This is a genomic window from Vibrio sp. 9-16B-A1, assembly GCF_056726165.1.
Window position 1 is genome coordinate 126,883 of record NZ_JBSDZD010000001.1, and the last position, 20,455, is coordinate 147,337.

The 20,455-nt window shown below is 50.9% G+C and carries 18 protein-coding genes; 10 read left to right on the forward strand and 8 right to left on the reverse strand.

The genetic code is table 11. From position 1 onward, the window contains the following. The first annotated feature begins 155 nt into the window (after nucleotides 1-155). From ACVB80_RS00625 to ACVB80_RS00635, 3 genes are all read left to right on the forward strand, one after another. The gene (locus tag ACVB80_RS00625; RefSeq protein WP_481079318.1) at nucleotides 156-1,238 is read left to right on the forward strand and encodes a beta-ketoacyl-ACP synthase 3; all 1,083 of its coding nucleotides are present in this window, start codon (nucleotides 156-158) and stop codon (nucleotides 1,236-1,238) included. A gap of 49 nt (nucleotides 1,239-1,287) precedes the next feature. Beyond that, nucleotides 1,288-1,887, forward strand: coding sequence for an outer membrane beta-barrel protein (locus tag ACVB80_RS00630; RefSeq protein ID WP_481079319.1), 600 nt, complete (start codon nucleotides 1,288-1,290; stop codon nucleotides 1,885-1,887). 67 nt (nucleotides 1,888-1,954) lie between these two features. Beyond that, nucleotides 1,955-2,338 carry a DUF2750 domain-containing protein gene (locus tag ACVB80_RS00635; protein WP_481079320.1) on the forward strand — a complete coding sequence of 128 codons (384 nt, stop codon included), beginning with the start codon at nucleotides 1,955-1,957 and terminating at the stop codon, nucleotides 2,336-2,338. Nucleotides 2,339-2,387: 49 nt separating this feature from the next. On the opposite strand, the gene ACVB80_RS00640 is transcribed toward ACVB80_RS00635, so the two are convergent. Further along, on the reverse strand, nucleotides 2,388-2,858 hold the full coding sequence (locus ACVB80_RS00640; RefSeq protein WP_481079321.1) for an RES family NAD+ phosphorylase: 471 nt from the start codon (nucleotides 2,856-2,858) through the stop codon (nucleotides 2,388-2,390). Next, nucleotides 2,858-3,298, reverse strand: a complete 441-nt coding sequence (gene parS / locus ACVB80_RS00645) for a type II RES/Xre toxin-antitoxin system antitoxin (RefSeq protein WP_481079322.1) — start codon at nucleotides 3,296-3,298, stop codon at nucleotides 2,858-2,860. Before parS ends, ACVB80_RS00640 begins: the two co-directional genes overlap by 1 nt. A 350-nt stretch (nucleotides 3,299-3,648) precedes the next feature. Here parS and ACVB80_RS00650 point away from each other — a divergent pair, with 350 nt between their 5' ends. After that, complete coding sequence (locus ACVB80_RS00650; RefSeq protein ID WP_481079323.1) at nucleotides 3,649-6,234, forward strand: cellulose-binding domain-containing protein; 2,586 nt, start codon at nucleotides 3,649-3,651, stop codon at nucleotides 6,232-6,234. An 80-nt stretch (nucleotides 6,235-6,314) separates the two neighbouring features. Here ACVB80_RS00650 and ACVB80_RS00655 read toward each other — a convergent pair whose 3' ends face one another. Both ACVB80_RS00655 and ACVB80_RS00660 read right to left on the reverse strand, forming a co-directional pair. Next, complete coding sequence (locus ACVB80_RS00655; protein WP_481079324.1) at nucleotides 6,315-8,015, reverse strand: FAD-dependent oxidoreductase; 1,701 nt, start codon at nucleotides 8,013-8,015, stop codon at nucleotides 6,315-6,317. Nucleotides 8,016-8,031: 16 nt separating this feature from the next. Next, nucleotides 8,032-8,232 carry a YgaP family membrane protein gene (locus tag ACVB80_RS00660; RefSeq protein ID WP_481079325.1) on the reverse strand — a complete coding sequence of 67 codons (201 nt, stop codon included), beginning with the start codon at nucleotides 8,230-8,232 and terminating at the stop codon, nucleotides 8,032-8,034. Between the two features lie 159 nt (nucleotides 8,233-8,391). On the opposite strand from ACVB80_RS00660, the gene ACVB80_RS00665 reads away from it, so the two are divergent. From ACVB80_RS00665 to ACVB80_RS00685, 5 genes are read left to right on the forward strand one after another with little or no spacing between them, the layout of a single operon-like run. Further along, on the forward strand, nucleotides 8,392-8,685 hold the full coding sequence (locus ACVB80_RS00665; RefSeq protein ID WP_481079326.1) for an ArsR/SmtB family transcription factor: 294 nt from the start codon (nucleotides 8,392-8,394) through the stop codon (nucleotides 8,683-8,685). A 34-nt stretch (nucleotides 8,686-8,719) separates the two neighbouring features. Next, nucleotides 8,720-9,139 carry a YeeE/YedE family protein gene (locus ACVB80_RS00670; protein ID WP_481079327.1) on the forward strand — a complete coding sequence of 140 codons (420 nt, stop codon included), beginning with the start codon at nucleotides 8,720-8,722 and terminating at the stop codon, nucleotides 9,137-9,139. A 13-nt stretch (nucleotides 9,140-9,152) separates the two neighbouring features. Next, nucleotides 9,153-9,590, forward strand: a complete 438-nt coding sequence (locus ACVB80_RS00675) for a DUF6691 family protein (protein ID WP_481079328.1) — start codon at nucleotides 9,153-9,155, stop codon at nucleotides 9,588-9,590. Between the two features lie 52 nt (nucleotides 9,591-9,642). After that, nucleotides 9,643-12,963 carry an efflux RND transporter permease subunit gene (locus tag ACVB80_RS00680; RefSeq protein WP_481079329.1) on the forward strand — a complete coding sequence of 1,107 codons (3,321 nt, stop codon included), beginning with the start codon at nucleotides 9,643-9,645 and terminating at the stop codon, nucleotides 12,961-12,963. Next, nucleotides 12,960-14,012, forward strand: coding sequence for an efflux RND transporter periplasmic adaptor subunit (locus ACVB80_RS00685; protein ID WP_481079330.1), 1,053 nt, complete (start codon nucleotides 12,960-12,962; stop codon nucleotides 14,010-14,012). The genes ACVB80_RS00680 and ACVB80_RS00685 overlap by 4 nt, the downstream gene beginning before the upstream one ends. 81 nt (nucleotides 14,013-14,093) lie before the next feature. Here ACVB80_RS00685 and ACVB80_RS00690 read toward each other — a convergent pair whose 3' ends face one another. Genes ACVB80_RS00690 through ACVB80_RS00700 form a run of 3 tightly spaced genes read right to left on the reverse strand, consistent with a single transcriptional unit; the run spans nucleotide 14,094 to nucleotide 16,458 of the window. Beyond that, complete coding sequence (locus ACVB80_RS00690) at nucleotides 14,094-15,023, reverse strand: 5-oxoprolinase subunit C family protein (protein ID WP_481079331.1); 930 nt, start codon at nucleotides 15,021-15,023, stop codon at nucleotides 14,094-14,096. Continuing rightward, the gene (gene pxpB / locus ACVB80_RS00695; RefSeq protein ID WP_481079332.1) at nucleotides 15,011-15,709 is read right to left on the reverse strand and encodes a 5-oxoprolinase subunit PxpB; all 699 of its coding nucleotides are present in this window, start codon (nucleotides 15,707-15,709) and stop codon (nucleotides 15,011-15,013) included. The genes ACVB80_RS00690 and pxpB overlap by 13 nt, the downstream gene beginning before the upstream one ends. Further along, entirely contained in the window at nucleotides 15,706-16,458 is a 753-nt protein-coding gene (locus tag ACVB80_RS00700) for a 5-oxoprolinase subunit PxpA (RefSeq protein ID WP_481079333.1), read from the reverse strand. The genes pxpB and ACVB80_RS00700 overlap by 4 nt, the downstream gene beginning before the upstream one ends. 183 nt (nucleotides 16,459-16,641) lie before the next feature. Here ACVB80_RS00700 and galE point away from each other — a divergent pair, with 183 nt between their 5' ends. Continuing rightward, complete coding sequence (galE, locus tag ACVB80_RS00705; RefSeq protein WP_481079334.1) at nucleotides 16,642-17,664, forward strand: UDP-glucose 4-epimerase GalE; 1,023 nt, start codon at nucleotides 16,642-16,644, stop codon at nucleotides 17,662-17,664. Between the two features lie 477 nt (nucleotides 17,665-18,141). Here the strand turns inward: galE and ACVB80_RS00710 are convergent, their stop codons facing one another. After that, nucleotides 18,142-20,322, reverse strand: a complete 2,181-nt coding sequence (locus ACVB80_RS00710; protein WP_481079335.1) for a TonB-dependent hemoglobin/transferrin/lactoferrin family receptor — start codon at nucleotides 20,320-20,322, stop codon at nucleotides 18,142-18,144. Nucleotides 20,323-20,455 lie beyond the last annotated feature (133 nt).

Genomic DNA, 20,455 nt, shown 5'->3' on the forward strand with positions numbered 1-20,455 from the left:
AAGAGCCACTTCCCCCTGTGAGCTCTCCCTTTGGCCTGTAACACATACAGGCCTTTTTTGCGGATGGCAGTTAAGTTTGGCATCATTCAATTTCATTTATTACGCTTTTTCTATATTCTCTGCATTAAAACTAAAACAATATAGGTGAGGAACGTATGTACGCCGAAATTACCGGGTGGGGCAAATGCCTGCCACCTGCAACGCTCTCTAATCAGGACCTGAGTACTTTTCTGGAAACCTCTGACGAGTGGATCCGAACCCGTACCGGAATTGAGAACCGCCGCATCAGTCATGTAAACACTTCAGACCTGGCTACAGTTGCCGCTCAGCGCGCGATTGACTGTGCGGGTATTGATCCGCAGGAAATTGACTGTCTGATCGTCGCGACCTGTTCTCCGGATAACCTTATCCCGAATATTGCTTCTAAAGTGCAGGGTAACCTGGGCATTCAGACTGCAGCATCATTTGACCTGAATGCAGCCTGTACCGGTTTTGTTTATGGCCTGGAAACCGCCACCCGTCTTGTTCAGGCTGGTAATTACCGCAATGCTTTGGTGATCGGTGCTGAACGCCTTTCTTTTTACATCGACTGGACTCAGCGCGATACCGCTGTGCTGTTTGGTGATGGTGCCGGTGCAGTTGTTGTCAGCCGCAGCGAAAAACAAACCGGTCTGCAACAGGCACAGCTGGGTTGTGACGCTGAAGGCCGCGACATTCTGGCTATTCCTGAATACGGCACAGCAATGGACCGTTTTGCCGCGGATAACGGTTACTGGGGTTTCAACTTTATCGGTAAAGAGATCTTTAAACGCGCAGTGAAAGGCATGGGCGCAGCAGCGCACACTGTACTGGAACGCTCGGGCATGAGCACCGATAAAATTGACGTGGTGATCCCACACCAGGCGAACATTCGTATCATTCAGACTCTGTGTGATTATGCCGGTGTCAGTCAGGACAAAGCGTTTGTAAATATTCAAAATTACGGCAACACCTCAGCGGCGACCGTTCCGATCGCTCTGTGTGAAGCAGTAGAGCAGGGTTTTGTGAAGCCAGGAGATAACATCCTGACAGCCGCCTTTGGCGCAGGCCTGACCTGGGGTGCCGGGCATATCATTTGGGGTGACAGGGTCACTCCGATAAATGAATCAACCGCAGAGCTGCCAGAATGTAACCAATCAGCACTGGAACTGTTGCAACAGGCGATTGAGCACTGTAAGAACAAACCTGTTCAGAACTAAATGTATTACGTGGTGCCATTGCGAAAATTTTCAATTCCGCACTGGTACCATGAAACCTTCAATACTCACTACCCTGGTCAGCCTTTCTCTTTCATTTCCTGCAATTTCATCGCCTTATGCTTTGTTTGGTATGTCGTCCAATACCGATGCGGTGAAGGATACTTCAGCTCAAATATCCCTTGGCTACAGTTTTAACCAAAGCTGGGCACTGGAGAGCGCTTATTCTTCGGTTTCTGTAAACAAGTATGAGAAAGAGCATACAGGTGGATCAAGTTATCTCGACCGAATGTTCTCCGTTGAACAATGGCAGGTCAGTCTGACTCCCGTATATAAGTACTTCATCAATGATGACTGGCGTTTACTGGCAAAAGCGGGCGCGGTATATACCAATAACGATGCAAGTTATCGCGAGTATGAGGTAACCGTGAGCAAGAAAACCCTCAATGAATCGGGTAGTGCCAACGGAAATGGCTGGGGCGCGACCTGGGGTGTTGGCGTGGAGTATTTGTTGGGTAATGGGCTGGCGAATGAGACCATTCTGCGTCTTAACTATGACGTTCTCGACGGCTCGGTGCTGAACTACGGCGAGTACCAATATGACATGGAAAACAGCCAGAAGCTGACACTGAGTATTGGGATGACTTTCTAGAAATGGTTGACTCGGAACGCTGAATAAACAAGAATTTCGCAGAATAACCCAAAAAGAGAAATGCCCCATGGCTAAGCAACTTGAACAGGCACAAATTGATACCATTAACGCTTACGATGCAGAGCAGCGTCTGAAGTACTGCGTGAAAGAGGTGGTGGAGAACCGTGAAATCTGGATTCTGACCGATGAGCACGGTTGTGTGATGCTGAATACAGAAGAAGAAGACTGTGTACCGGTATGGCCAAACCGTGAATTTGCCGAGGCATGGGCCAACGGTGAGTGGGAAGAGTGTAAACCAGAAGCCATTTCCCTGAACAAGTGGCACAGCCGCTGGACTTACGGCCTGGAAGACGACGAACTGGCAGTGGTTGTTTTCCCTAATGAGAACGAAGAAGGGGTAGTGCTGTACCCGGATGAGTTCGATTTTGAGCTGAAAAAACAGGCACGCTGATATACACAAAAGGGGCTTCGGCCCCTTTTTTAGTACCTGAGTTTCGAGATCAGGAAAAGATCCGCATATCGAAGCGGAAATCGAGTTTTTCTGCCCGGTCCAGTACCCGTTCCAGCTTTGGGTTGGCCGGGTTGAGTACAAAGTTGCTGTCCCGCGGAGAAATAGCGGAGGGCACCTGCAGCGCAGCGTACTCGTCTGCCAGTTCTTTCAGGAACTGATCGCCAATCTCCTGGGTGAGTTCAGAAGGGGGCACGTCGCGCCATCCCGGTGGCAGTTCATCCTCGTCCAGGGCGATCACCAGTTCTTCGGGCAGTTCAATCCGGTAGAGGTCATACTGGTCCGCAATCGCCGGATCTTTGTTCACATGGACAAAAACCTCAAGGGCACACAGGGATTCCGACTGAGCAAAGTAGAGCGCTTCGACGCCTTTGGAGTTCCAGCGCCCGCCAAACAGCTTGGCACCAATCGGATTAAACGGCTCATCCTGATAACGTTTTTGAGTAAGACGGTATAACTTCATCAGGAGAAAACACCGTGCTGAATGCGGCCAATCAGATCTTTTACCGTCTCAAAGTCAGCGGTGGTGGATACCATATCCAGCGGGCGTTTACCGCCGAGACCATAAACTTCCTGATGCATCCACTCCAGGGCGCGTTCTTCATCACCAAACAGCTCACCGGCCAGTTTGATAAGCATCGCAAGCCGGTACATGACATCACTCTCCTGCATGTTAAAACGCTCATCTTTTGCAAGGCGGCGTTTGATGGTGCTGAGTGGAATATGGGTGATGGTATGAAACTCACTTTGTGATAAGCCGGCTTTTTCCACAATGTTCCGGTACACCGCAGGTTTAAATCCATCCCTGACAGCCTGAGCTGTATTGGCGTTTTCCAGTCCCATCTGAAACCAGAAACTGTGCCTGTACGAATGACGGGGTTTGAATGTTCTTCCTGATTGCATTTTACGACTCCGCATTTCATTTGTTGGTTCATTTGGTCTCGTTATTATGGACCAAATGAGCCTTTCGGGCAATCCGGGAAATAAGAGGTGAGTTCCGTATCCCTGGTAACTTGCCTTAAAAATCAAACTGATAACTTTATAAATTACTGGTTATTTTTTGTTACTAATCAACTTGCGTATAAATAGCCTGAATCCCGTGAAGTTTACCGCATAACCACACAATAATTGCCAATTCTGTGCGTAAATTCCGCAGGAGTTGCTAACTTATTTTTAGGTGGAATTTATCTACCCAAGGGCAGCAATAAGCCCACAAGACGTGAAGCAATAACAATGAACCTCAGGGAATAATTATGTTTAGGATAAGCAAGATAGCAGCATCATTGGCGTGTTTAGCGCTGAGCGGTACCTTGTACGCGGCAGAACCTTACGACGCATCCCAGTCGTATGCGGCGGGCACTCAGGTCACCTTAGATGGCAACACCTACGAAGCCAAGTGGTGGGTTAACGCCGGTCAGAGCCCAACGGATAACTATGCCAATGAATGGGACTCTCCGTGGAAACTGGTCAGCGGAACTACGCCAGAGCCTGAACCGACCCCTGATCCTACGCCAGATCCGACTCCTGACCCAACGCCGGATCCAACACCTGACCCTGGACCTGTGGGCGGAGCCTGCGCTGATTTTAATGTTTACCCGAACTGGACGCAGGGTGACCATGCGACAGGTGGTGACATCATGGTCAATGAGAATGTTGCCTATCAGGCGAACTGGTGGACCTCTTCGATTCCGGGCAGCGACAGCAGCTGGGCACATCATCTGGATTGTAATGGTGGCTCTAACGGCGGCAGCACACTCGCTCTTCCGAATCCTATGGACCCGGTCAGACTTGAAGTCGCTGGTTGGCCGAATAGCTTTGTCGTCAGCAGCCCAAATACACTTAATGGCCCGTCAACTCTGTCAGTAAACACTCTTAACAGCCAGGATCTGGCCGATTTAACCAAACTGACTGACGCCTTCACCACTCTGATTCAAACCGCTGAGCTTGCCGGCTCGACCTCAATCATATTGAGCAGTGATGTACTTGACGTTGCCACTGCGGATAAAGGGGCTGCTTTAGGTACGGTCGCCGTCAAACAGGCGCTGACCGCGGCCGTTGATGCGACAGGTACTCACAGCAAGATTGATGTTAACGCGATCAACGCCCTGACCGATGATGTAAAAGGCTGGGCAAACGCGCATAACCTGGTGATCTCGAACGTCGCACCTCAGGCTACCTTTGGCTGGACGCTTGCGATTGGTGATTTCGCTTATAATACACACTCAGGTAAACGAGCAGTATGGAACGCGGCATCTGGCTTGTCTGCGGATCTGCTCACCAGTTTTGAGCTATACCAGGCGGCGTCAGCCACCAAAGCAGACTTTATCGCCTTTACCAAGTCGGTGGGTACGCCAGCGCTGAGCGATGAGCAATGGCACTACGCGCTGGAGTACGTCAAACAGGTTTCTGACTCGGTGAAAACTCCTGCACTGCTGGCTGCGATTCCGACTGCTCAGGCTGCGAACTACTTCCTGGGTAACACTACCGGTGACCGTCATATTCGCAAAGCTGCGCACAGTAATGTCTTTGCGATTACGTTTGATACCGCCACCACCGACCTTGATGCGAAAATCAGCAGCTACAATAACGCTACTGTACCGCTTTACTACGTCGGTGAGGATGTGATCAACGGGCCGCTAACGCGTATCGCCGCACTTAACAGTGAGCTGGCAAGTGCAGAAAATGCGATGAACAACGAAGCCTTCCTTTATGAGATGGCTCAGGGAAGCTGGACACCTTCCACAGTCTACAAATGGGCAGACTTCCTGGCAGGTCTGAACTCAATGCACAATGTCGGCGTGGCAGGCAATACCTTCTGGCTGCTTGATGACACCGCTGATGACGCAACCAACGCCATCTACGCTAAAGTCGCGATTGCGGCCTTCCTGTCACAAAGTATGCAGGAGACCATTCGCTACAACGCTTGTGATGAGAACAACTGGTCTGAAGTAAGATATGGTGCGCCGGTTAACTACCCAATGACAGCAAGTTGTGGTCAGCTGGGTCAAAAATACGCTGATTACGGTATGGACCCGAACACGGGTATCGACCACCCATACTCGTGTCCGCGCGACCCTAAGATGGAAGTTAGCGCTCTGACTAATGCCAAATGGTATGGTGCGCCAGCGCCAGTGTTTGCCGCACCGGATGCAGTACTCGCTGAGAAAGGTTTGTTGGTTAACGGCAATGTCGGTCGCTGGACCAACGATGGTCACTGTATGGAAGTACCAGCCAGTGTTGACGAGTCGAAACAGGTTTGGGAACGCTCAGACTGTAAGGTCTACAGCGGACAGAAAGCCGGTAAGTTTATCTGGGATGGCACCGATACTAACGGCACAGTCGAAGGCTGTGGCTGGTGGGGACGTGGTGTAATCCAGACAACAGGCCGTCAGAACTTTGGTACCCTGAACCACTTTATGGGTCGTTCGCACGTAAACCCTGACACTATTGGCACGACAGTGAACGGTGTTGTAGTGGAAGCGCCACCGGCCAATCCGCTGTATGCTAACCTGGACTTCTGTTCTAACCCGGGCCTTATCTGCAGCTCTGAAGAGAACCGGGAAATTAAATGGATTGCAGGTCTGTTCTACTGGGTAACTTCGGTGCAGGCGTACAATGATGAAGGAGGGCCATACGCACACTGGAACTATCACACTGAGCTGAAACGCTACGTTGATGGCGGGTTGCAGGGCACTGAGTTTATCGATGCGGTATCTGGTATCGTAAACCGTGGCTGTCCTGACCATACCTGTCCGGTCAGTGGTGAAGTTCACGCCATTAAAGAGCGCCAGGCTAACTTTAAGTTGGTGCTGCAGACCCTGGGGTTGAATCCGCAATAACCGACGCTGGGGCTTCTGCCTCAAGCCAGATTTAATCATCAATGGCTCCCGGTAACCGGGAGCCATTTTTTTATTGCCCTTTACTGCTGAGCTGCGCAGTAAGTACGGTAACCACCAATAAGATTGCGCGCACGGAAACCATTGTTTACCAGCTGACGGTATGCCACGTGGCCACGCAGGCCAACCTGACAGCAGATCACGATCTCTTTATCTTTCGGCAGCTCATCCATGCGGTGACGCAGGGTATCTACCGGAATATTGACCGCGCGCTCAAGACAGCCGTTAGCCACTTCAGCCGGGGTGCGCACGTCAATCAGGTACTGATCATCGGTCAGGCTGTCCAGCTCGTGGTAGTGAATGCCTTTGGATACACCTTTCATCAGGTTAGTCGCGACAAAGGCTGCCTGATTGATCACGTCTTTTGCGCTGCCAAACGGAGGCGCGTAGGTCAGTTCAAGGTGCTGAAGCTGCTCAACGGTCATACCTGCACGCTGGGCAACGGCCATGATGTCGATACGTTTATCGATGCCATCTTTACCCACTGCCTGAGCACCAAAGATTTTGCCGTCCTTCGGATCAAACAGCATTTTGAAAGAAACGATCTCCGCGCCAGGGTAGTAGCTCGCATGGCTGGCGGTATGAACATACACTTTCTCGTAGGCGATACCTGCCTGTTTCAGCTGCTTTTCGTTCTTGCCGGTTGAAGCTACGGCCATATCAAAGATTTTACAGATAGCGGTTCCCTGGGTGCCCTGATAGGTTTCATTGCCGCCCAGCATGTTGTCTGCCGCCATACGCCCCTGACGGTTCGCCGGACCCGCCAGGGGAACCAGAGTCTGCTCGCCGGTCACAAAATCTTTTTCTTCGATGGCATCGCCTACAGCGTAGATGTTTGGATCGCTGGTTTGCATCGAGTCATTAGTGTAGATACCGCCCAGTGCGCCGATCTGCAGGCCGGCTTCTGCGGCCAGTTTGGTTTCAGGACGTACGCCGATCGCCATGATCAGAATGTCGGTATTCAGTTTATCACCGTTGCTCAGGCCAAGTTCCAGATGACCGCACAGGTGCTGGTTCTCATTCGACTCACCGGCTTCAGTGTTAGCAACCATCGCTGAAGGTACGTGCTCCACAGACTGAAGCGCAGTGCCCAGTCTCAGGTCGATGCCTTTTTCGCGGATCTCCTGGTGCGCAAAACCGGCCATTTCTTTATCTACCGGCGTCATTACCTGATCGGCCAGTTCCAGCAGGGTGGTTTTGATACCCAGGTGGTGGAAGGCTTCCATCATTTCCAGGCCGATAAAGCCACCGCCAACCACAGTGGCATGAGCGGGCTTGTTCATCTGGATCGTTTTAAGGATCTTATCCATATCAGGAATGTTGCGCAGCGAATGCGTCAACGGGTTGTCGATACCAGGAATTGGCGGTACAACCGGGCCCGCACCGGGGCTTAACAGCAGAAAGTCATAGCTTTCTGTATAGTCAGTGCCGTCAAGTACATTGCGCACAGTCACTGATTTTTCACCACGGTTAATAGTGATCACTTCTGACATAACGCGAACGTCAACATTAAAACGGGCCAGAAAGCTCTCCGGCGTCTGAAGAAGCAGGTTACTGCGCTCGGTGATTTCACCACCAATGTGGTAAGGAAGGCCGCAGTTAGCGAAAGAGACGAACGGGCCGCGCTCGAACATGATGATTTCAGCATCTTCACTCAAACGACGTGCCCGGGCAGCAGCAGATGCGCCACCGGCTACACCACCAACAATTACAATTTTGGTCATTGACGAAAAACTCCGCTTATTTACAGGAACTCGGTGTACATCCTAACTTTTTCAGAAAATAGTTGGCAGGACAAATACCTGTAAATGCACTCTGGAGCAGATTGAGCCCAACAAACACTGTCAGCCAGACGAAAAGGGGATGGACCCACACTGTCAGTACTACAGATAACAGGGTCATTGACCCGGCCAGAACGCGAACACCATTTTCAATCGTCATGATTACACCCTCCGTGATTAGGTTCTGAAATGGACTATACATATCTATATTAGCCCTGTCTAATGTTAATTGAATGAATTTAGCATTTACTAAATAACCATTGACTCATGATGCTAATTTAGCTAAAACTAAATTAGAAGTGAGCAAGAGGGATAGGTTATGGACGTTGAAAGCATGAAAGCCAATGCAACTGAAGTCTCTGAAATACTTAAGATTTTATCTCACCCTGACCGTTTGATGGTGCTATGCCAGTTAATGGACGGTGAGGTAGGAGCGGGGCAACTACAGAGCCAGTCGCCGCTGAGTCAGTCTGCTTTTTCCCAGCATTTAACGGTGCTGCGTAAGCACAATCTGGTGAAAGCACGCAAAGAGTCACAGCAGGTGTTTTACTCTCTGGCGGACCCCCGAATCGAACAGTTGATCAATAGTCTGCATACCGTTTTCTGCCACTAAGCGAATTCATTCAAAAACTTTAATGAGGTAAACAATGCTCGATGTCATTCCATGGCACTCGCTGGCAGGCGGTGCGCTGCTCGGAATTTCTGCATCAATCCTGTTACTGGTTAACGGAAAAATTGCCGGGATCAGCGGTATTCTCAGTGGCTTATTAAAAGGCGAAAAGCGCGATTTCTCATGGCGCCTGTTGTTTGTGACCGGCATGGTCGCCGGTGGTGTTGGTGGCGTAACTATTCTTGGAGCGGAAGTACCAACCAGTTTCGATACCCCAATGTGGCTGATAGCAGTGGCGGGGTTGATGGTGGGGCTGGGTACAAAAATGGGTAATGGCTGTACCAGTGGACACGGTATTTGCGGTATTGGCCGCCTGTCGGTGCGTTCAATTGTCGCTACCTGCGTATTTATGGCGGTTGCCGCCCTCGTTGTTTTTGTTCGTCTTCATCTTATTTAAAAAAGGTTTTCGCATGCTACGTGTAGTTGCTTTGTTAGCAGGAATATTGTTTGGCCTGGGAATGACACTGTCGGGTATGGCAGACCCAAAAAATGTCATTGGTTTTTTAGATGTGGCCGGTGAGTGGCGGCCGGAACTGATGTTTGTAATGGGAGGGGCGCTTGCAGTCTTTATGCCGGTGTATTTCCTGGTAATTAAGCCTAAATCCAAACCGCTGGTAAGCAGTGAGTTTTGTGTGTCGAGCAAAAAGGAAATTGACGGCAAACTCGTTGGCGGTGCAGCGCTGTTTGGTGCCGGATGGGGACTGGCTGGGATCTGCCCGGGACCAGCGGTGGCATCCCTTGCTCTGGGTAATCACGCTGTGGTGGTGTTCTTCCTCAGCATGATGATCGGATTTACTGTGGTAACCGTCAAAGAGCGGGTTGAAAAACAAAAGCTTTCTGCCGCATAAGAGCAAGTTGTTGCCTATATTTTAAACGAAGTCAGATTCAGTCGGAGGAGCGATGAAGCACAATCGAAATCAGGGATTTGTTCAGCGTGTGATGAACAGCTTTTTCCCGCCGATCCTGATCATCCTGGCTTTGGCCGTTGGCGCAGTATCACTGTGGCTAACGCCCAAAGAAGAGGATCCTCAGATCGTCGTGCCAATGGCAGACGTGCTGATCCAGGCGCCGGGCCTGAGTGCCCGTCAGGTGGAAAAGCAGGTAACCGAGCCGCTGGAAAAGCTGCTTAGTCAAATCGACGGCGTTGAGTATGTTTACTCTATGTCGACCGAAAATGCCGCTCAGGTGATCGTCCGCTACTACGTGGGTGAAAGCCGCGAAGGTGCGTTGGTTAAGCTGTATAACAAGCTCTACTCCAATCAGGACAAGGTGCCACCATCGGTGACTAACTGGGCGATCAAGCCGGTTGAAATCGATGATGTACCTGTGGTGGTGGCATCGCTCTATTCGACTAATCCTGACGAAATCGGTACTTATGAGCTGCGCCGAATCGCCGCGCAGGCAACGCAGCGTCTTAAAGCGCTGGATAGTACCAACATCGTTGAAGTGATTGGTGGTCAGCCGCGTGTTATTGAAGTGGATCTCGATACCAGCGCGATGGCGAGCCGAAAAACCACCATCGATGACCTGCAAAACGCATTTGCGCTTAGTCACCAAAAGGTGGGAGCAGGTTCAACCCAGTTTAACGGCAGGCAGTTTGCTGTTGAATCCGGCCAGTTCTTTACTAATGCCGAAGAACTCGGCTCTCTGGTCGTTAACGTGGTAAATGGAAAGCCTGTTTATCTTCGTGACGTGGCCAAAGTAGTCGATGGCCCGGCAGAAGCAACAGATGATACCTGGTTCCGTTACGGCCCGGCGAGTGGCAACAGCAATGAAGCCTGGCCCTCGGTGTTTATCTCGGTTGCCAAGCAAAAAGGCTCCAACGCTGTTACGGTTGCCAAAGACGTACTGGCAGAGCTGGATGCGCTGAAAGCTGAGCAGCTTCCCGGTGGGGTGGAGACTGAGATCATCCGTAACTACGGTCAGACGGCCGATGACAAAGTATCAAACCTGGTTTCAAGCCTGGGTATCTCAATTCTGACTGTGGTGGTGTTCGTTGGCCTGTTTCTGAACTGGCGCAGCGCCCTGGTAGTGGGTATCGCGATTCCTATCAGCTACGGTGCTGCCCTTGGGATGGACCTGGCGTTTGGGTATTCCATCAACCGGGTAACCCTGTTCGCACTGATCCTGGCGCTGGGCCTTATCGTGGATGACCCGATCGCCAGTATCGATAACATTGAACGCTATCTGAAACGTAAAGATCTCAGCCGTACCAAAGCCATTGTGCTCGCGATGGCAGAAATCCGCAGCGCTCTGCTGATGTCGACAGTTGCGATCGTGATTGTGTTTACACCAATGTTCTTTATCACCGGCATGATGGGCCCATACATGGCACCACTGGCGTTTAACGTGCCGATCAGTGTGGTGTTCAGTACCGTGGTGGCCTTTATGATCACACCGTGGCTTGCGAAAAAGATTCTGAGAGCCGCTCAGGACAAAGGCGAGTACAAAGTCGAAAACACCGTGCTTTATAAGGTGTACGACAGGATGCTCAGCCCCTTACTGGTCACCCGTCGCCGCAGTTGGGCATTCCTGGCCTTAATCGCCGCGATGTTTGTTGGCGCCGCGCTGCTGCCGGCCCTGCGACTGGTACCGCTGAAACTGCTGCCTTATGACAATAAGAATGAGTTCCAGCTGGTACTGAACATGCCGGAAAGCACCAACTTTGCCGATACATCGAACGCACTTCGGGAGTTCTCTGACTTCCTGGTGACGGTACCGGAAGTAGAGTCAGTCTCTGCGTTTGCCGGACTCGCATCCCCGATGGACTTCAACGGTATGGTGCGTCATTACTTTATGCGTAATCAGGCCTATCAGGGTGAGCTGCGCATCGTACTGGCTGAGAAAGACCGACGTAATATGCAGTCCCATGAAATCGTGACCCGTTTACGAAGTGATCTGGAAGCCATTGCCGCCAGACTGGGCGCTGACATTCAGTTAGTTGAAGTACCTCCTGGCCCGCCAGTGATCGCGACTATTACTGCAGAGGTGTATGGCAAAGAAACAACCAGCTATGAGCGACTGCAGCAGCAGGCGGGCAATGTCATCAACCGTCTTAAACGTGAAGAGTTTGTATCTGAAGTGGACAGCTCTATTCAGGGCGACAGTCAGGTATGGCAGTTTGTCGTGGATCGGGAGAAAGCAGCGCTGTCCGGGATTTCCGTGGCCGATATCAACCGTACTCTGGCCGCGGCCAATAACGGTTTTGTTCTGGCCAACCTGAAAGCAGAACGTGAACTGGAACCACTGCCAATTAAAGTTCAGCTTCCGACAGAACAGCGTGATGTACTGGATAATCTGCTTTCACTGTATGTGAGAGGTCAGGCTGGCATTGCTAAACAGGAAACCGGTAGCGGGCTGGAAACAACGCCGCAGCCGCTGGTACAGCTTTCTGAGCTGGGCAGCTTTGTACTGCGAGACCAGGAGCAGCCGATCTATCACAAGAACCTGAAGCCGGTCGTGTATGTGTACGCAGAAGCGGCAGGGCGCGTGCCGGGTGAGATCATTGCAGATGTATTGTCTGACCGCGATGAGCCGGTGTCAGACCAACGCCGTGATCTGTCAGACCGCAGTTATCTGAGTAATGGTGCTGGCGATGGCTGGTCAGTGGGCTCTGATATCGAAGTAGTCTGGTCTGGTGAAGGTGAATGGAAGATAACTGTGGATGTGTTCCGTGATTTGGGTATCGCCTATGGCGCTGCGCTGCTGGGCGTGTTCGTAGTGATGCTGGTGCAGACGGGTCTGCCTGCGGTATCCGGGATCATAATGCTGGCCATTCCGCTGACGGTGATCGGTATTATGCCTGGCTTCTGGCTGCTGAATATGCTCAGCAGCGATATCAATGGCTACCCGAACCCGGCCCTGTTTACCGCAACGGCCATGATAGGCATGATCGCCCTGGCGGGGATTGTGGTGCGTAACTCGCTGGTGCTTATCGAATTTATCCATCAGGCGCTGGCGGAAGGGCACAGCCTGCACATGGCACTGGTTGAAGCAGGCGCGGTACGTATGCGGCCAATCCTGCTAACGGCGGGAACCACTTTGCTGGGTAATATTGTTATCACCCTGGATCCGATTTTTAATGGCCTGGCCTGGTCGATTATCTTCGGTATTACCGCGTCAACGGTGTTCACTCTGGCGGTGATCCCGGTGGTATACAACCTGGCGTATGAAAATGTTGAAGGGCACGGCTTGCCTGTCCATGAGGAGGAAGACGCATGAAATCATCTAAAATCCTGACAGGCCTGGTACTGTTCTCTGTTCTGGGTGTGTTGTTTTTGTATATGGCGGGATTCTTTACAGAAAAACTGCCGTCTGAACCTGTACTCAGCCAGCAGGAACTGTCAAAGCTTCAGCAACAAACGCTGCAGGCTGAAACTGTTGACGTATACCGCGAATTTACAGGCACAGTCGGCGCGGATCAGAAAGCGGTGCTTTCTGCCCGGTTAACTGCCAAAGTGGCGGAAGTACTGGCCGATGTCGGAGACACCGTAACTAAAGGTGACGTATTGATGCGCCTTGAGAGCGACGATCTGGATGCTCGCGTAATGCAAACTGAGCAGGCGCTGTCATCCGCTCAGGCTCAGTTGAATGCGGCACGTAAGGAGTACAACCGGGTAAGGGAACTGGTACGAAAAAAACTATTGCCACAATCTGAGTATGACCGGGTAGAAAGCCAGCTGAAAACAGCCAATGCAGGTTTTAAACAGGCTCAGGCCGCGGTACGTGAAGCGGAAACCACCTTTGGTTTCAGTATCATCACCGCACCATTTGATGGTGTGATCACCCAGCGTCCGATAAACCAGGGCGATACTGCTGCACCGGGTGCATTATTGGTCAGCATGTTTAACCCGGACACCCTTCAGCTGGAAGTCAATGTTTCGGAGAGCCTTATCAGCAAACTGGCGATTGGCAGTCAGCTGGCGTTTTCCCTGCCGACTTTTGAAGAGCAGGGAACCGGTGAGGTGGTGGAGATCTCTCCGGCAGCCGATAACACCTCGCGCAGCTTTTTGGTTAAGCTGGCACTGAGTGAACTCTATCAGGTGTATCCGGGTGTGTATGGCAAAGTCAAAGTACTCAGCCACCAGAAAGAAGTCGTCAGGCTGCCGCAGGAGGCAGTGTATCGTGTCGGCCAGCTTGATTACGTCAAAGTGGTGGAAGACGGCATGCTGAGGCCAAAACTGGTACAGCTGGCTGAAGGTAATGTGGTTCGCAAAGGCGTGGCCGAGGGAGACAGTGTAGTGCTTAATCCGCTGGGTTATGCGCAGTAACTGTTCAATAGAAAAAGCCCCGTAAGTATAAAAAAGGGCGGCAACCTTCAATGGTGCCGCCCCTGTTTTTATAACCAGTTATCAGTAACCAAAAAAACGTGCCCACTTACACCAGACTTTCTGTAGTCCTTCACGGTCTCCGCGGACAAAAAATACTTTCTGGCCTGGTTTTGCCTGAGCCAGACGCGGCAGGTCAATTCGTGCTACGCAACCAAGCTTTGGATAGCCTCCTATGGTTTGCCGGTCGTTTAGCAGAATAATGGGATTACCATCAGGTGGAACCTGAATAGACCCCAGCGCGATGCCTTCGGAGATCAGTGATTCCTGAGGCGGAGTGAGTCCAGGGCCGTCCAGTCTGTAACCCATCCGGTTTGCTGCCTGATTGACGGTAAACTCACTCTCAAAGAAAGTGGACTTAAACTCATCACTGAACTGGTCACACTGATAGGACTCAATCACCCTCAGGCGCAGGGGCAGGTTGTAGTCCGGGGTAAAGCGGAATGTAACTTTGCTTTTGCGCATCCCGGTGCTCTGACGGTGAGTAAAAGGGATATAGTCTTCTCTCTGAAGCGGAGACCCGTCACAGTGCAGTCCGCCAAGCAAATCACGTTCTACCGTTGAACAGCTTCCATAGTGCTCAGGGACATCAAAACCACCCTCAATGGCAATATAACTTCGCAATCCGTTACGGGGTAACCCGAAGCTGAGCAACTGACCGCGACGGGCGTGGAAACGCGACCAGTTAGGTATAGGATCGCCGTCGAGCTTGGCCCGTAAATCACCGCCACAAATAGCCAGGTTACAGTTATCCCGAATATAGAATGCTGCCTGACCAAGCGTCACTTCAATCACGCTGGCATTGGTTGGGTTTTTTAGAAGGTAATTAGCCCAGCTGAATGCATAATCATCGACGGGGCCGCCCTGAGTGATACCAAGCTGACTGAGTCCAAAGCGGCCAAAGTCGTGGATCAGGCTGAGCTGACCAGGTTTAATGACTTCTATTGCTCCCATACTTTACCTCCAAGGCTCAGATATTCCTCTTCGTCTATCGCCACAAACGTGACGCGGTCACCAACCTCAAACGGGCTGATCACATCACTCTCGGGCCGGTAAAGCGGAACGGGGCAGTTACCAATGATGTTCCAGCCTCCGGGGCTTTCCAGCGGATAGACCGCCGTCTGAGGGCCTGCAATACCGACACTTCCGGCCGGGACGGATGCACGCGGCGCAAACAACCGGGGCAGTTGAAGCGATTCAGGCAGTTCTGCCATAAATGCAAACCCGGGGGCAAAGCCAATCGCACAGACCGTAAAGGGCTGAGAAGTATGAAGAGAAATAATCTCATCGACTGACAGATCGTTCTTCTCTGTAAGACGGGTCAGATCCGGTGCTACGGATGGATGGTAAAACACCGGAAGCTCAATATCCCTGCCGGGGAAAGCGGCGCAGCTTTCAATCGCGTTACCTGTGATGGAGTGAACCGACTCAACCATCTGTTGCTCAGAAATTAAAAAGGGGAGGTAGTCGACAAGAATGGTGGTGAAGGAAGGGGTCACATTCATGATCACATCTGCATGCCTGTCGCGAATTTGATTCGCGATATAGGCGATGCAGGGTGCCCGCTCCGGTGCAATGTGGTCACCGAGTTTGATCAGAATACTGCACTCAGCGACCGGACAAATCTCAAACTTTTTCAATGCTCGCCTCCTGACGGATTCAGGCCACGCGAAATGCGCTCTATCATCGCAATTGCGTCCGGATTATCCCCGTGTACGCAAATCGTGTCGGCCTCAATGGGAATGACGTTGCCGTTAATACTGGTGACGCTGCCATAACGGGCCAACTGCATCACCTGATGATAAATATCGTCTTGCAAATGGTGTACCGCTTTAGGGTGACTGCGCGGTACCAGCTGACCATTATCCTGATAGGCCCGGTCAGCAAAGGCTTCAAATAACAGAGGAACGTTAAACTGATCAGCAAGGTCAAGATAACGCTGATTGTCTCCTGCCAAAATCATGACGGGCAGGGCAAAATTTTCTGCCGCGGCTAGCACGGCTTCAAACACGGACTCATCACGCATCATGTCGTTATACAGCGCACCATGGGGCTTAATGTACTCGACGTTCACATCACAAAGCTGAGCCAGTGCCTGCAGCGCGCCAACCTGATAACACAGGCTGTGAATGATCTCCTGAGCTGAGAGCTTCATCTGGCGACGGCCAAAACCCTGAAGGTCAGGATACCCCGGGTGGGCACCAACCGTTACATCGTACTGGCGGGCAAGTTTCAGTGTTTTTGCCATCACATCCGGGTCTGATGCGTGAAAACCGCAGGCGATATTAGCCATATCGACCCATGGCATGACGGACTCATCCATACCCATGTTCCAGGCGCCAAAACTCTCCCCCATATCACAGTTGAGTTTAATACGTTGTAACTGCATGATTTCATCCCTGTTTAACCCTGCTATTCTTATCCTAGACCGGGCAGGACGAAAAACAGAGTATTTAAGCGCGTAAATATGACCGGGATTACGCTTTAAACGGGATCCAGCCTCCGGGTAAGGGTAGGAATTTAAAATGATTTCTGTAAACTATTCGCCAAACAAACGTTGGCAGGAAAGCAAATGAAAGTATTAGTAACCGGTGGCATGGGCTATATCGGCAGCCACACCTGTATTCAGATGATCGAAGCGGGCATGACGCCTGTTATCCTGGATAACCTGTATAACAGTAAAGCCAGTGTACTTGAGCGTATTGAGTCCGTTGCCGGTAACCGTCCGGAGTTTGTTCAGGGCGATATCCGTGATAAAGCGCTGCTGGTAAAAACCATGCAGGAACATGAAATTACCGCCTGTATTCATTTTGCCGGCCTGAAAGCGGTGGGAGAGTCGGTTGAAAAACCGCTTGAGTACTACGATAACAACGTGCATGGAACCCTGGTTCTGGCAGATGCCATGCGTGAAGCCGGCGTTAAAACCCTGGTATTCAGCTCATCGGCGACCGTGTATGGCGACCCTGCCAGTGTGCCAATTACTGAAGATTTTCCGACCAGCGCGACCAACCCTTATGGCCGCAGCAAGCTGATGGTAGAAGAGTGTCTGACTGATTTCCAGAAAGCGAATCCGGACTGGAGCATTACGCTGCTGCGTTACTTTAACCCGGTTGGTTCCCATCCAAGCGGCGATCTGGGTGAAGATCCTCAGGGGATCCCAAACAACCTGATGCCGTTTATCTCTCAGGTAGCCGTAGGCCGCCGCGAGTTCCTGAGTGTATTTGGCAGCGACTATCCAACCAAAGATGGTACAGGTGTACGTGACTACATCCACGTAATGGATCTGGCTGACGGCCATATTGCGGCGCTGAAGTCTGTGGGTGACAAAGACGGCCTGCACATCTATAACCTGGGTACCGGTAATGGCTACAGTGTACTTGAGATGGTGAAAGCGTTCGAAAAAGCCTGTGAGAAAGAAGTACCTTATAAGCTGGTGGAACGTCGTCCGGGTGACATTGCCGAGTGCTGGGCTGATCCGGCGAAAGCACAGAATGAGCTGAACTGGAAAGCAACCCGTACGCTGGAAGAGATGACCGCCGATACCTGGCGCTGGCAGTCTGCCAACCCTCAGGGATATCCGGACGCGAACGGATAAGAAAATTGAAAAAAGAGGCCAGAGGGCCTCTTTTTTGATCTAAATCGAGATTTTCCTAAATTATCTTACCGTACGCTTTCCATCCGGACTCAAACTGCTAGACTTACAGTGTTACTGGTTTCAAACGTTTAAAAAACATTTTTTTAACCGCCTCTTTTGAGTTACGGTGACTTTTTTCAGGCGTGGGGAATGGTAGATGGATTTAGCCCAGGTTATCGATTTTTTGGTGGAGAATGGTATGGAATTAGGTCTGATTATCACGTTTATCGTGGTTGCAGTGATCATGCTGCGTAAAGAAAAAGCAGAGAAATAATTACCGGTAGCAAGTTCCCTGATTTACTTTTTGTTTACCTTTTAAGAACTTGTCATCTGAAAAAGCCAGCTTTCGCTGGCTTTTTTGTTATGTGTTATTTATGTGCCTCAGCAACCGAAAAACTCTCAAATTCAGCACTTTCCTGAGCTCAGGTTGCGGAGCATTTAAAAGAAGTACTCCAGGCTCACGCCCCAGTTTCGGCCCGGTTGTGAACGATAGTCCATATTGTCACCAGCTTGCTTGCCCTTCAGATCATCATACAGCCAGTATTTGGTATCAAAGGCGTTGAACAGACCGGCGCGCAGGGTTAAATCATCCATTGGGCGGTAATATCCGGTCAGGTCCAGTACCGCATATCCTGGAGCGTCGATGTTGGTATCTGTCTCCCAGCGAGTTTTGGCAGCAACCATGGTCACATTTGCAATGCCACCAAACTGTTTGTCTCTGTTGTCATAACCAAGGCCGAATACGCTGGTCAGCGGTGCTACGCTGTCAAGCGCCATGCCGGTCTTCATGTCTTTGCCCGTGGTGTGAGCAACAGAGAACTTAGAGTAAAGGCCTTTCGGTGCAGAGAAAGCTTCATCCAGCAGGACAGTCGTACCAAACTCTACGCCACTGATTTCTACTTTATCAAGGTTTACCTTTTCGTAAACTTTCTTGCTGCCGTCCATCCTGCCGGTATCACGGGTGGTAATGAAGTCAGAGTATTTGTTATGGAACGCCACCAGCTCGAACTTAGCCTGTTGCTTACGGCCACGCAGACCCAGTTCATACGAAAGGCTGCGCTCTGCTTTCAGGTTTGGATTCGCTTCAATGATCGCGCCACGTTCATAAAAGTAATACAGGTCTTCAACGGTAGGGGCTTTAAAGCCCTGGCTTACCTGTGCAAAGGTGCTTAGCTGTTCATTGAGGTGATAAACCGCTCCAAGCTTACCGGTAAAGGCCGAATCGCTGTTTGCACCGTATTCTGTCTTAAATCCGTCATCAACACTTGGGTTGGCTTCAAATGAATCGTAGCGCAGGCCCGCGTTCAGGATCAGGCGGTCTTCCATCAGGAACACCTGATCGTTGGCAAAGATCCCCCAGTTTGTCAGCTTTGAATCCGGGATCAGGGTGGAGCCTGGATTGGATGTGCCTTTGTCCAGGTAGTAGTCGGTGTTCTTAAGACTGTAATCGGTTTTCTGGAATGAACCACCATAAGTCAGCATGTGATAGCTGTTGTCCATTTCGATCAGCTTGTTCACCAGGGCATCGAACTGAACCGAGTCATCCTGGCCCTGACGTTCACGCAGACGGCGGCCGTAATCGAACATCGGATTGCCTGATGTAACTGTCTCGTAGTTTTTGTTCAGAGTCTTGTGTTGCTGATAGTTCAGGGACCATTTCACATCATCCGCAATAGTCGTGTTCGCAAGCCACTCGTGTTCAATACCGACGCGCATACGAGTGTTGGTATCATCGCTGCGGTTATCGTTGTAATGCAGAGAACCCGACGGTCCCATGCTGATACTGGTTCCATTTGATGAACGTTCATCTTCATCATAACGGTGCTCATAGTACTCAACTGTCGCACCAACACGGTGTGCATCATTTATCTGGTAGAAAGCTTTGGCCAGCAGATTACCCAACTGTTTATCTGCTGGATCTGCCACACTACGATCCGGACCATCAATATCTGAGCCACCGCCATGAGTCTTCATCTCGTTACCATCGGCATACGTCAGCATCAGCAGGGTTTCCAGCTTATCTTTGCGTGCAGCCCAGGTAAGGGTGTTTTTAAAAGTATTATCTGCTGAGGTATAACCAGACTTAATCCCAAAGCGCTGTTCATCGCCGTCGGTTTGAAGAATGTCGTCCGGATTTTTGGTGCGCATCAACACCACACCACCCAGAGCATCTGAGCCGTAAAGGCTGGAGGAGGGGCCTTTGTTGATTTCAATTGACGCCAGTGTGTCTACTTCAAATGCATTCGGGTAGTGACGCTGCTCATTTGCGCCAGGGTTATAAGGTACGGCCTGCTGCACGCCATCAACCATGACTTTCACCCGGCTGTCGTCCATGCCGCGAATGTTGAAGCCTGAGATACCAAAGCGGCCGCCACCGTTAACAGACACACCGGGAGTGTGTTTAAGTGCTTGTTTTACGTCTGTGGCCATTGCATTATCGATCTCATCACCCGATACTTTTTCTACCGTTGATGAAACGTCTTTGACGTCCTGTTCAATCTTGGTGGCAGAAACTACCACTTCATCAAAGACCACATTGGTCTGGGCAAAAGCCTGGGATTGAAGGGCAAGCAAAATGCACGAGGCGAGCAGGGGTTTCTTAAATACTTGTTGCGACATACTTTATCCATCTCAGTCGTTACTACAGAACGGAGCGGATTGTAGTGGATCGAAATGATAATAACTATCATTTCGATAAAGAAATTTTGAGACTATGCCCATAAGCTATACAGGGTTATGTGCCATAACAGAC